This is a genomic window from Pseudomonas retamae (genome assembly GCF_043496865.1).
GTDB classification, from domain to species: domain Bacteria; phylum Pseudomonadota; class Gammaproteobacteria; order Pseudomonadales; family Pseudomonadaceae; genus Aquipseudomonas; species Aquipseudomonas retamae.
On the sequence record NZ_JBIEIL010000002.1, the window covers coordinates 344,912 to 357,844 of the forward strand.

At 61.5% G+C, this 12,933-nt stretch carries 10 protein-coding genes; 8 read left to right on the forward strand and 2 right to left on the reverse strand.

The genetic code is table 11. The features are described 5' to 3' along the window. Window positions 1-49: 49 nt before the first annotated feature. Together astA and ACGSLL_RS04730 are read left to right on the forward strand one after the other, a co-directional pair. Window positions 50-1,084 carry an arginine N-succinyltransferase gene (gene astA, locus ACGSLL_RS04725; RefSeq protein WP_394503652.1) on the forward strand — a complete coding sequence of 345 codons (1,035 nt, stop codon included), beginning with the start codon at window positions 50-52 and terminating at the stop codon, window positions 1,082-1,084. Between the two features lie 166 nt (window positions 1,085-1,250). Next, window positions 1,251-2,120 (forward strand): isocitrate lyase/PEP mutase family protein, encoded by an 870-nt coding sequence (locus ACGSLL_RS04730; RefSeq protein WP_024012471.1) that lies wholly within the window; start codon window positions 1,251-1,253, stop codon window positions 2,118-2,120. A gap of 149 nt (window positions 2,121-2,269) precedes the next feature. On the opposite strand, the gene ACGSLL_RS04735 is transcribed toward ACGSLL_RS04730, so the two are convergent. Together ACGSLL_RS04735 and ACGSLL_RS04740 are read right to left on the reverse strand one after the other, a co-directional pair. Further along, entirely contained in the window at window positions 2,270-3,508 is a 1,239-nt protein-coding gene (locus ACGSLL_RS04735) for a M20/M25/M40 family metallo-hydrolase (protein ID WP_394503654.1), read from the reverse strand. 212 nt (window positions 3,509-3,720) lie between these two features. Beyond that, window positions 3,721-4,794: a diguanylate cyclase gene (locus tag ACGSLL_RS04740; protein ID WP_394503656.1), complete on the reverse strand. Its 1,074-nt coding sequence runs from the start codon at window positions 4,792-4,794 to the stop codon at window positions 3,721-3,723. A 177-nt stretch (window positions 4,795-4,971) separates the two neighbouring features. On the opposite strand from ACGSLL_RS04740, the gene ACGSLL_RS04745 reads away from it, so the two are divergent. The 6 genes from ACGSLL_RS04745 (at window position 4,972) to hglS (ending at window position 12,773) form a co-directional block, all read left to right on the forward strand. Beyond that, a complete protein-coding gene (locus tag ACGSLL_RS04745) occupies window positions 4,972-6,426 on the forward strand; it encodes a flavin-containing monooxygenase (protein WP_394503658.1) in 1,455 nt (484 codons plus the stop codon). A 21-nt stretch (window positions 6,427-6,447) separates the two neighbouring features. Next, entirely contained in the window at window positions 6,448-7,374 is a 927-nt protein-coding gene (locus tag ACGSLL_RS04750; RefSeq protein WP_394503660.1) for an alpha/beta fold hydrolase, read from the forward strand. Window positions 7,375-7,525: 151 nt separating this feature from the next. Further along, window positions 7,526-9,025 (forward strand): glycolate oxidase subunit GlcD, encoded by a 1,500-nt coding sequence (gene glcD, locus ACGSLL_RS04755; RefSeq protein WP_394503662.1) that lies wholly within the window; start codon window positions 7,526-7,528, stop codon window positions 9,023-9,025. Further along, entirely contained in the window at window positions 9,025-10,074 is a 1,050-nt protein-coding gene (gene glcE, locus ACGSLL_RS04760) for a glycolate oxidase subunit GlcE (protein ID WP_394503664.1), read from the forward strand. The genes glcD and glcE overlap by 1 nt, the downstream gene beginning before the upstream one ends. 2 nt (window positions 10,075-10,076) lie before the next feature. Next, window positions 10,077-11,297 (forward strand): glycolate oxidase subunit GlcF, encoded by a 1,221-nt coding sequence (gene glcF / locus ACGSLL_RS04765; protein WP_394503666.1) that lies wholly within the window; start codon window positions 10,077-10,079, stop codon window positions 11,295-11,297. 87 nt (window positions 11,298-11,384) lie between these two features. Next, on the forward strand, window positions 11,385-12,773 hold the full coding sequence (gene hglS, locus ACGSLL_RS04770) for a 2-oxoadipate dioxygenase/decarboxylase HglS (protein WP_394503668.1): 1,389 nt from the start codon (window positions 11,385-11,387) through the stop codon (window positions 12,771-12,773). Window positions 12,774-12,933 lie beyond the last annotated feature (160 nt).

Sequence of the window (12,933 nt, forward strand, 5' to 3'; positions counted from 1 at the left end):
TCCACAGCCAACGACAACGCCCGATCAGGCGCGCAGAAGGAGTTACAGGATGATTGTCCGTCCGGTGAAAGTCAGCGATCTGCCTGCCTTGATGGCCCTGGTGCAACAGGCCGGCCCGGGGTTCACCACACTGCCGGCCAATGAGGAGCGCCTGGCCCATCGCGTGCGCTGGGCGCAACGGGCGTTTGCCGAACAGCTGGAACGCGCCGACGCCGACTACCTGTTTGTACTCGAAGACGACGAAATGCGCGTAGTCGGCATCAGTGCAATGACCGGTGCGGTCGGCCTGCGTGAGCCCTGGTACAACTATCGGGTCGGCTTGACGGTGAGTTCGGCCCCCGACCTGGGCATTCGACGGCAGATCCCGACGCTGTTTCTCAACAACGAACTGACCGGCCAATCCGAGCTATGCTCGCTGTTTCTGAGCCATGACCAGCGCCACGGCAGCAATGGTCGCCTGCTCTCGCTTGGGCGCTTGCTGTTTGCTGCCGAATTCCCGCACCTGTTCGGCGAGAAAATGATCGCCGAACTGCGCGGCAGCGCCGACGAACAAGGCTGTTCGCCGTTCTGGGACAGCCTCGGTCGGCATTTCTTCCAGATGGACTTCAGCCATGCCGACCACTTGTCCGGGATGGGCAACAAAGCCTTTATCGCCGAACTGATGCCGCGCCAGCCGCTCTACACCTGCATGCTCACCGAAGCTGCCCAGGCCGCGATAGGTCAGGCGCACCCGAATACCGAGCCGGCGCTGAAAATCCTTCAGGCCGAAGGTTTCGCCCACAAGGGTTACATCGACATTTTCGACGGTGGTCCGGTCATCGAAGCACCGCTGCGCAATATCCGCACCGTGCGTGACAGCGTTGAACTGACCTTGAGTCTTGGCAGCCCGGACGAACAGGCGCCGCTGTGGCTGATTCACAACCGTCGGCTGGAAAACTGCCGCATCACCGTAGCCCATGCCCGCCGGGCCGGAAGCAGCCTGATAATCGACCGTCCCACAGCCAAACGGCTGCAACTGCAACCGGGCAACTCGGTGCGGGCGGTCATGCTGCGCAATCAACAGCAACAGGCGGTGGCGGCCTGAAAAATCGCCACCGCCAAGGTAAATCCTTTCAGCACACAGCAGGTCAACCAGGCAGCTAGCGCAAATTCGTCATGATCATTGACCCATTCGCGTGATAGCCTTTTCATTCTTCGGCGTTGACACATTTGCTCAAGCCGTTCCATTCCTTTGTATTGGTGGAACTCGAATGACCAGGCTTTCTCATCAAGACTTGCGCCGTAACTTCCGTCAGTTGCTGGCCTCCGACACCTGCTACCACACGGCCTCGGTGTTTGACCCGATGTCCGCGCGCATCGCCGCCGATCTCGGGTTTGAAGTGGGCATTCTCGGCGGTTCCGTGGCCTCGTTGCAGGTCCTCGGCGCCCCGGACTTTGCCCTGATCACCCTCAGCGAATTCGCCGAACAAGCCACCCGCATCGGTCGCGTTGCCCAGTTGCCAGTGATCGCCGATGCCGACCACGGCTACGGCAACGCCCTGAATGTGATGCGTACCATTGTTGAACTGGAACGCGCCGGCGTCGCCGCCCTGACCATCGAAGACACCCTGCTGCCGGCGCAATTCGGCCGCAAATCCACCGACCTTATTACCGTCGCCGAAGGCGTCGGCAAGATCCGCGCGGCGCTGGAAGCCCGGGTCGACACGGAAATGGCCATCATCGCCCGCACCAACGCCGGCATCCTGCCCAACCAGGAAATCATCAGCCGCACCCGCCAATACCAAGCGGCAGGCGCCGATGGCATCTGCATGGTCGGCGTACAGGATTTCGATCAGCTCGAGCAGATCGCCGAACACCTGACCGTGCCGCTGATGCTGGTGACCTACGGCAACCCGGCGCTGCGCGACGACAAACGCCTGGCCGAACTTGGCGTGCGTGTGACCATCGACGGGCATGGCGCTTACTTTGCGGCGATCAAAGCGACCTACGACAGCCTGCGCGAACAGCGGCAGATCTTCACTCAGGCCGCGGACCTCAGCGCGACGGAATTGACCCACACTTACACCCAGCCGGAGGAATACATTCTCTGGGCCAAGGAGTACATGAGCGTCAAGGAGTGATGCCCGAAACAAAAGCCTCTCACCGCATCAACGATCGTTCCCACGCGCAGCAAAGGAATGCAGCCCGGGACGCTCTGCGTCCCAGCTCAAAGCCGAACGCGGAGCGTCCGTAGAGGCATTCCCACGCAGAGCGTGGGAACGATCGCCCTTCACCGCGGCTTGGCCAACTCCATGATCATCCGCGACAACAAATAAATCCGCGGCGCCACGCTCGCCACTTCGGCGTATTCCTCCGGCGTATGGATATTGCCGCCAACAATGCCGAAGCCATCCAGCGTCGGTGTGCCGACCCCGGCAGACAAACTCGCATCCGCCGCGCCACCACTGCCCTCCTCGGTCAGTTTGCGGCCGATTTCGCCGTAAATGCCTTGGGCCATGGCCATCAGGCGATCCGACTCGGCCGTTTGCGGCATCGGCGGCAAGCCGCGCTGCAAAGAAGTCTTCACTTCGGTATCAGCAATCAGCTTGTCCTGCGACACCCGCGCCAGGTCCTTTTCGATCCGGTCGAACTCTTCGGGCACCGCCGCGCGCACGTCAGCCTTGGCGGTGGCTTGATCGGGAATCACGTTGGTGCGATCGCCGGCCTTGAGCACGGTGAAGTTGATGGTGGTTTTCTTCTGTTCATCGCCGAGCTTGCCCAGTTGCAGAATCTGGTGCGCCGCTTCCATGGCGGCGTTGCGCCCCAGTTCTGGCGCAACACCGGCGTGCGCGGCTTTGCCCTTGACCTCGACCAGCGCCGTCGCGCTGCCCTTGCGCCACACCACCAGACCATCGGCCGGGCGGCCCGGCTCGAGGTTGAGGGTAACGTCGTGCTGTTTGGCGGTTTTCTTGATCAGGTCGGTGGCGACGTCCGAACCGGTTTCTTCGCTGGCGTCGAGCAGGAAGGTGATTTGCGCGTAGTCCTTGAAATCAAGGTTCTTCAGCACTTTCAACGCATAAATCCCGGCGACGATACCGCCCTTGTCATCCATCACGCCCGGCCCGTATGCGCGGCCATCCTTGATGTGAAACGGTCGCTCGGCCGCCGAGCCTTCCTTGAAAACGGTGTCCATGTGCGCCATCAGCAGGATTTTCGCCTTGCCGGTGCCGTTCAGCGTGGCCAGTACATGGTTGGATTTATCCGGCGTATTCGGCACCAACTCGATCGTCGCGCCGAGCTTTTTCAGCTCGTCGATGGCGATGTCGCTGACTTGCTTGAGGCCAGGTTCGTAACCGGAACCCGAGTCGATATTGACCAGCCGCTCGAGCAGCTTCAGCGCTTCGGGCTGGTACTGCTCGGCATCGGCGAGCACTTGCCTGTGCGGTTCGGCGAAGGCGCCGGTGGCAGCGAGGGTCAGAGACAGGCCGAGGCTGGCGGCCAACAGAGAGCGAGGAAATGAGAACGTCATGAAGCGGTCCTTGTTTCGCGTACGGGGCCTTTAACCGTAACCGACATCGGCGCAAGGCTCTATACCGGATGCGACACTGATCTAACCAACGCAACGAAACCCTGTGGGAGCTAGCCTGCTCGCGATAGCGGTAGGTCAGTCAACATTGATATCGCCTGGCCGGCCGCCTTCGCGAGCAGGCTCGCTCCCACTGGGGCACCGAAGTGTATCGCTCAGACGGAGTCGAGCACCGGCTGCCGAGGCTGCTCGTCGCAGTTGCAGATCACCCGATTGCGCCCGCTCGCCTTGGCTTCGTACAGCGCCTGATCGGCCTCATTGAGCCAGCGTGTGGCGTCGGCATGCGTCGGATCGTAAGCCGCCAGGCCAATGCTCAAACTGACCTTCAGCGCCGGATTCTGCTCATAACCCAGAATCGCAAAGCGCTCGCGCAACGCCTCCATGGCCTGAGCGGCGTTGAACAGCGGCAGTTCGGGCAGGATCACGCAGAATTCATCGCCGCCGTAGCGCCCGGCCACATCCGTCGCGCGCAGGTTGTGTTTTAGCAGCTTGCTCAACTGGCGCAACACGATATCGCCCGCGACATGACCGTAGGTGTCATTGATCGTCTTGAAGTGATCGATGTCGATCAACGCAATTGCCGCGCCCTGCTGCTGGCGTCTGCAGCGCTGAAAGGCGATTTCCAACTGGTCTTTCCAGGCGCCGTGGTTGAGCAGCCCGGTCAGACTGTCGGTGCGGCTCAGGGCGAGCAGTTCACGTTTATGTCGGCCAAGGTTGTAGGCCTGACGAAAGCAGATCCAGCCCAGTGCCAACGGGTACAGCAGCAATAACGGGAAACAGGCATACATCTGCGCAGGCGAAGTTTGCGGGACGAATGCCGGGGCAAACACCGCCAGACCGACGAACACCCCAAGCAATTGCGCTGCAGAGCCTGCCATCAGAAAGCGCGCACCACCGATCGCGACGTTGTTCATCGCCATCATCGAAATGGTCACTGCCGTGGGCAATGGATTGAAATGCATGGCGGCGACCCAGAAGCCACCGAAAAAGGCATCGATCAACAGATTTCGATGTTCAGCGTGATAGGGAACGCTGGAGCGGCGCGCCCATTGAAACGCCAGGTGCGGCCAGACCAGGCCGTTGAACAGCATCAATGCCCAGACCCACAGCGGCGGATCCAGCGCATACATCGCCACGGACACACACAGCAGCCCAAGCAACAGCCCGAGGATTCGCGACGTATAAAGCCTCCTGGCTAATGAAAGTCCCTTTCCTCCCGCATTTCCCATAAGGACCTCGACCACGCACTCCGCTGTGCGGACGTGATGGGAGTCTATCAGGGCGACGTTAAATAGCCATCACCGGCCAGCGGGCTGAATGGCGCTACATCAGAGGCGCGCACGAGGCAAATATTTGGCTATACATGAAAGAAGGGAAATGGAAAAACAACTATAAGAAGGAGGCCCATGCGCAGCTATCAAGTGTTGATCATCGGCAGCGGTTTTGGCGGCCAGTGTGCGGCGGTCAACCTGCTCAAGGCCGGGATCGACGATTTTCGACTGCTGGAGCGACGCGACTTTTTCGGCGGTACCTGGTGCCAGAATACCTACCCCGGTGCCGCGGTGGACGTGCCGTCACCGCTGTATTCGCTGTCGTTCGCGCCCTACCGCTGGTCGCAGATGTTCGCCGGGCAGGCCGAATTGCGACGCTACACCGAGCACGTCATCAAGCAGTTCGGTTTACGTGACCGCGTCGAGCTGGACGCCAATGTCGAACGCGTCGAATGGGACGAGTCGGAAAAACGCTGGGCCGTGCATACCAACAGCAAAGGCATCTTCCATGCACAATTTCTGATCAACGCCAGCGGTCCGTTGAGTCAACCGGTGATCCCGCAATTCCCCGGCCGGGATCGCTTTCAAGGCAAGACTTTTCATACAAACAACTGGGACCACAGCTACGACTATCGCGGTAAACGCGTGGCCATCGTTGGCAGTGGCGCCAGCGCAGTCCAGGTGATTCCGACGATTGCCCCGCAAGTCGAACATTTGCACGTATTCCAGCGCACACCGCATTGGGTGCTGCCGCGCGTCGATCGTCAATTCGGCCCGGTACAACGCTGGCTGCTTGGCCGCAAACCCGCTTATAAACTGCTGCGCTGGCTGATCTACTGGCAGTTCGAAACCCGCGTGATCGCCTTCAAATACTCGAAACCGGCGATCAATATGGTCCAGCAGCACGCCCTGCGCTTTCTCAAACGTCAGGTGCCGGACCCGCTGTTGCGGGAAAAACTCGTCCCGGACTTCACCATCGGCTGCAAACGCGTGCTGGTCTCAAGTACTTACTACCCGACGCTCAGCCGCCCGAACGTCACATTGCACAGCCGCGAACAAGGCATCGCGTCAATCGACGAAACCGGGATCAACACCGCAGACGGTGAGCATGTCGAGGTGGATCTGATCGTCTGGTCGACCGGTTACGACGCCACCGACGGGGTGATTTCCTACCCGGTCAGCGGAAAAAACGCCGTGCAACTTAGCGATGTCTGGGCCGAATATCCGCGCGCCTATCTGGGCACCAGCCTGCCGGACTTTCCCAACCTGTTCATCGTCACCGGCCCGAACACCGGCATTGGCCACACCTCGGCGCTGTTCATCATCGAGTCGCAGATGAACTACATCATCGATTGCATCCGCACCGTGCGCGACCAAGGCTTGCGCAGCATCGAAGTTCGCCGCGACGCAGAACGTACCTACACTGCAATGATCCACCGGGAAATGCAGCGCACGGTGTGGAAGTCCGGTGGTTGCCACAGTTGGTATCAAAGCCAGAGCGGTCATGTGATCGCCATGTTTCCCGGCTTCAGTTTCAGCTATTACCGTTTGACCCGGGCGCTGAAACCCGCCGACCACATTCTGTCCTGAACACGTAAAAGGAAGACGTCGATGCTTTTGCTGTTTGTCGCCCTCGCGGTTTTCGTGGCCTGGAGCTGGTTGAGTTATCCGGCGGTCGGGCACTGGTTGTACGACCTGAGCATGGCCATCGAGGCCAGGTTGTACAAATTGCACAAGATCGAAGTGCCGATTGCCGAGATGACGGTGTCGACCTGGCAGGGCGGGCCGTATGAAGCGGCCAGTGCGATCCTGATGCTGCACGGTTTCAGCGCCGACAAGAATCTGTGGCTGCGCTTCTCCCGACATTTTGTGCGGCAGTATCGGGTGATCATTCCGGATTTGCCCGGCCATGGTGAAACCGGCTTCAAGGCCGGCGGCGGTTTTGATATTCCGCTGCAGGCCAAGCGCATGATCCAGTTGCTCGATGTCTGCGGCGTGGAAAAGGTGCATGTGATCGGCAATTCGATGGGCGGTTATCTGGCGGCATGGCTGGCGGCAACTTATCCGGACCGAATCGCCTCGCTGGCGCTGTTCGATCCGGCGGGCGTCACCGCGCCCGAGGCCAGCGACATGGAGCGGCATCTGGCGCGCGGGCACAATCCTTTCCTGATCAGCTCGCGGGAAGAGTTCCGCTATTTATATGCAATGACCATGGCCTCGCCGCCCTGGGTGCCGAGAGTGGTGCTCGACGCCATCGCCCAGCGCTACGCACAGCAACGTGATGAGCTGGAAGAAATCTTCCGCGACTTCCGCGCCAGTCCGCCGATGGAGCCGAAACTGGCCGAGATCCGCTGTCCGGCGCTGTTGCTGTGGGGGCGCAAGGATCGCCTGATCGACGTCAGCAGCGTGCCAGTCTGGAGCAAGGGCATCGCCAATTTGCGTGTAGACGTCTGGGACCACGTCGGGCACATGCCGATGGTCGAGCAACCGACGGATAGCGCCCGCCTGTATCAGGCGTTTCTTGGAAGCCAGCAATGACAACTTCCCCTGATCGTCCTGGTCCTGATCGTTCCCATGCTCTGCGTGGGAATGCAGCCCGTGACGCTCCGCGTCACTGGACGCAGAGCGTCCCTGGAGGCATTCCCTCGCGGGAGCGCGGGAACGATCAGCGGCGGGGCCTGGAGCTGAGATGAACATTCTCTACGACGAGCGTCTCGACGGCCCGCTGCCGCAGGTGCACAAGGCGGAACTGCTCAAGACACTGCAACGGGCCGTGCCTGACCTCGACCTGCTGTGGCGCGAGGAGGAACTGAAACCTTACGAATGCGACGGTCTCTCCGCCTACCGCACCACGCCGATGCTGGTCGCCCTGCCCCGGCGTCTCGACCAGGTGCAGAGCCTGCTGAAACTTTGCCACGCACAGAACGTTCCGGTGGTCGCGCGTGGTGCCGGCACCGGTTTGTCCGGCGGCGCCTTGCCGCTGGAACAGGGTGTGCTGCTGGTGATGGCGCGGTTCAACAATATTCTGCAGATCGACCCCGCCGCCCGCACCGCGCGGGTTCAGCCGGGGGTGCGCAACCTGGCGATTTCTCAGGCAGCCGCGCCGTTTGGCCTGTACTACGCGCCGGATCCCTCCTCGCAGATCGCCTGTTCGATCGGCGGCAATGTCGCCGAAAACGCCGGGGGCGTGCATTGCCTCAAATACGGCCTGACCGTGCACAACTTGCTGAAAATCGAAGTGCTGACCATCGAAGGCGAACGCCTGACCCTGGGTTCCGAGGCCCTGGATTCGGCAGGTTTCGATTTGCTCGCGCTGTTCACCGGCTCCGAAGGCCTGCTGGGGATCATCACCGAAGTCACGGTCAAGTTGCTGCCCAGACCGCAAGTCGCCAAAGTTCTGCTGGCGAGCTTCGATTCAGTGGAAAAGGCTGGCCGCGCGGTGGCCGAAATCATCGCTGCCGGAATCATTCCCGGCGGCCTGGAAATGATGGACAACCTGGCCATCCGCGCCGCCGAGGATTTCATCCACGCCGGCTACCCGGTCGAGGCCGAAGCCATTCTGCTGTGCGAACTCGATGGCGTCGAAGCCGATGTGCATGACGATTGCCAGCGTGTGCGCGAGGTCATGTTCGCCGCGGGTGCGACTGAAGTGCGTCAGGCCCAGGACGAAGCCGAGCGCGTGCGTTTCTGGGCCGGACGCAAGAATGCCTTCCCGGCGATCGGCCGTTTGTCGCCGGACTATTACTGCATGGACGGCACCATCCCGCGCCGGGAATTGCCCGGTGTCCTGCAAGGCATCGCAACGCTTGCCGAAGCGTATGGTTTGCGCGTTGCCAACGTGTTCCATGCCGGCGACGGCAACATGCACCCGCTGATCCTGTTCGACGCCAACCAACCGGGCGAACTGCAGCGCGCAGAAGCCTTGGGCGGCAAGATCCTCGAACTGTGCGTGCAAGTCGGTGGCAGCATTACCGGCGAGCATGGTGTTGGCCGCGAGAAAATCAACCAGATGTGCGCACAATTCAACAGTGACGAACTGAGCCTGTTCCATGCGGTAAAAGCGGCGTTCGATCCCAAAGGCCTGCTCAACCCCGGCAAGAACATCCCGACCCTGCATCGCTGCGCCGAATTCGGTGCCATGCATATTCACGCCGGGCAATTGCCGTTTCCTGAGCTGGAGCGTTTCTGATGACCGATCTCGACAGCGCCAGCGCCCTGCTCGATCAGGTCAACGCCGCCCGCGCCAACCGCACACCATTGAAAATCCAGGGGGGCAACAGCAAGGCGTTTCTCGGCCGCGAGGTGGCGGGCGAAATACTCGACACTCGTGCGCACTGCGGCATCGTGCGCTACGAACCGACCGAACTGGTGATCACCGCGCGTGCGGGGACGCCATTGTCGGAGTTGCTGGCGGCGCTGGATAACGCCGGGCAGATGCTGCCCTGCGAACCGCCGGCATTCGCCGACAGCGCCACCGTCGGCGGGATGATCGCCAGCGGTTTATCGGGCGCGCGCCGGCCGTGGTCAGGCTCGGTGCGCGACTTCGTGCTCGGCTCGCGGGTCATCACCGGCCTCGGTCAGCATTTGCGCTTCGGCGGCGAAGTGATGAAAAACGTCGCCGGGTACGACCTGTCACGGCTGATGGCCGGCAGTTTCGGTTGCCTTGGCGTACTCACCGAAGTCTCGCTGAAGGTCCTGCCCAAACCGCGCCAGTGCCTGAGCATTCGCCTGGATATCGACTGTGCTCGTGCCTTGGTCAAACTTGCCGAATGGGGTCAGCAACCGCTGCCGATCAGTGCGGCGTGTCACGATGGCCAGAGTCTGTATCTGCGCCTTGAGGGTGGCGAGGGTTCGGTGACTGCGGCGCATCAACGCCTCGGTGGCGAGCCGTTGGACTCGACTTTCTGGCGTGATCTGAACGAGCATCGCCTGGCCTTTTTCGATGAAGGCCTGCCGTTGTGGCGGCTGTCGCTGCCGAACAATCTCGGCCCGCTGGAGCTGCCCGGCGAGCAATTGATCGACTGGGCCGGCGCGCAACGCTGGTTGAAGTCCGCCAGCGCCGACATTCATGCGCTCGCCCAGTCGCTGGGCGGCCATGCCACCTGTTTCAGCCACGGTGCCAGTGACACACCGTTCCAGCCGTTGCCGCCGACGCTGTTGCGCTATCACCGCCAGCTCAAGGCGCAACTCGATCCGCAAGGGCTGTTCAACCCCGGGCGGATGTACGCGGAGTTCTAGCCATGCAAACCACGCTCAGCGAACAAGCGCGACAGCTGCCCCGAGCTGCCGAGGCGGAAAAGATTCTGCGCACCTGCGTACATTGCGGTTTTTGCAACGCGACCTGCCCGACCTATCAACTGCTCGGCGATGAACTCGATGGCCCGCGCGGGCGTATTTATCTGATCAAGCAAGTGCTTGAAGGCGCGCCGGCGACTGCGCAAACGCAATTGCATCTGGACCGCTGCCTGTCCTGCCGCAATTGCGAAACCACCTGCCCGTCCGGCGTTGACTATCACAACCTGCTCGACATCGGCCGCGCGGTGGTCGATCAGGCCGTGCCGCGCCCGCCGGCTCAGCGGCTGTTGCGGGAGGGCCTGCGGGCCTTGGCGCCGAATCCGCGCGTGTTCAAAAGCCTGCTGCGGGTGGGCGCGACGTTTCGGCCGCTGTTGCCGCGTTTGCTGGAAAGCAAACTGCCGCACCCGGTGTCAGGCAACGATTCACGCCCTGTGCCTCGACATGCGCGCCGCGTGTTGCTGCTGGAAGGTTGCGTGCAACCGGGGTTGTCGCCGAACACCAACGATGCGACGGCGCGGGTGCTGGATCGACTCGGCATCAGCGTTATTCCGGTTGCGGAGGCCGGATGTTGCGGCGCGCTGGATTATCACCTCGACGCCCAGGCCAAAGGCCTCGATCGCGCCCGGCAAAATATCGATGCGTGGTGGCCGCATCTGCACAACGGCGCCGAAGCGATCGTGCAAACCGCCAGCGGCTGCGGTGCGTTTATCAAGGACTATGGGCATTTGCTCGAAAACGATCCGGCTTATGCGGCCAAGGCGCGACAGATCAGCGAGCGGACGCTGGATCTGGTGCAGATCCTCGCGCAGGAACCGCTGGAACAGGTGTGCGCCGCCAGCGAACAACGCATCGCCGTGCATTGCCCATGCACTTTGCAGCACGCGCTGAAACTTGGCGGCGCGGTTGAGTCGGTGTTGACCCGTCTCGGATTCAATCTCACCGCCGTACCGGACGGCCATTTGTGTTGCGGCTCGGCGGGCACCTATTCGCTGACGCAACCCGTGCTGGCCCGGCAACTGCGCGACAACCGCCTCAACGCGCTGGAGAGCGGCCGGCCGCAATTGATCGTCACCTCAAACGTCGGCTGCCAGAGCCATCTGGCCAGCGCCGGGCGTACCCGCGTATTGCACTGGATCGAGCTGGTGGATCAGTCGTTGGCAGAATGAAGTTCGTAGGATTCTTCGTTTGCCCGCGTGGGCGAAGGCTGCGATCTTTTCTGCTATCCATTCCGTGACTTGGCAGGAATTTTTTTCATGACCGTGCAGCCGTTTGTCAGCCCCGACCTGATCCGCCAACGCTTCTCCAAAGCGATGTCCGCCATGTATCGCGAAGAAGTACCGCTGTACGGCGCGCTGATGGAGTTGGTGGAGCAGACCAACCGCGATGTGCTGGCTAATCAACCCGACATAGCCCGGCAACTGCACAGCACCGGAGAATTTGAACGACTGGACATGGAACGCCACGGCGCCATCCGCGTCGGCACCGCCACCGAACTGGCCACCCTCGCCCGCCTGTTTGCGGTGATGGGCATGCAGCCTGTGGGCTATTACGACCTTACGCCGGCGGGTGTGCCGGTGCATTCCACGGCGTTTCGCGCAGTGCATGAAGACGCTTTACAGGTCAGCCCGTTTCGCGTGTTCACCTCGCTGCTGCGCCTGGAGCTGATTGAAGATCCCGGCGTGCGCGCCTTTGCCGAATCGGTGCTGGCTCGGCGTTCTATCTTTACCCCGCAAGCACTGCGCCTGATCGCCCACGCTGAAACCGCGGGCGGGCTGAATGAAAGCGAGGCCGAGGCATTCGTCTTACAGGCACTGGAAACCTTTCGCTGGCACCACAGCGCCACCGTCAGCGCCGCGCAATACCAGACACTCAGCGCCCAGCACCGCTTGATCGCCGACGTGGTCGCCTTCAAAGGTCCGCACATCAACCATCTGACCCCGCGTACGCTGGACATCGACCGCGTGCAGGAGCAAATGCCCAAGCATGGCATCACGCCCAAAGCAGTGATTGAAGGCCCCCCGCGTCGGCAATGTCCGATCCTGCTGCGCCAGACCAGTTTCAAGGCACTGGACGAGCCGATCGCCTTCACCGATCAGCAGCAGACTCGCGGTAGTCACAGCGCGCGCTTCGGCGAGATCGAACAACGCGGCGCCGCGCTGACGCCCAAGGGCCGCGCGCTGTATGACCGTTTGCTGAACGCGGCGCGGGATGAATTGGGCGAATTCCCCAATGAAGGCAACGCCTCAAGCTACGACGCGCTGATGACTCAGCACTTTGGCGAATTCCCTGACAGCGTCGAGGGCATGCGCGAGCAGGGGCTGGCGTATTTTCGCTATTTCGCTACGGAACAAGGCAGAGCGGCGAGTGGTATCGCTGAGTCTTCGCTGGAAGACTTGTTGCGAGAAGGCTATGTGAAAGCTGAGCCACTGGTGTACGAAGATTTCCTGCCGGTGAGTGCAGCGGGGATTTTTCAGTCAAACCTTGGCGATGCCGCGCAGACGCACTATGGCGAGCACTCCAATCGCCAGGCTTTCGAACAAGCGCTCGGGCGCCCGACCATCGACGAGCTAGGCTTGTATGCCGAGACGCAACAGCGGTCGATCGATGAATGCGCTGCGGTGTTGCGGATTAAATTGCGCTGATTCCGAGGGAACCCACAAATCCCCTGTAGGAGCGAGCCTGCTCGCGATAGCGGTGTATCAGCCACCAAGGATTCGCCTGAACCGACGCCTTCGCGAGCAGGCTCACTCCTACAGGTTTCGCGGTGAATTCATGCTCCGCAGCAATCCACATATCCACGGG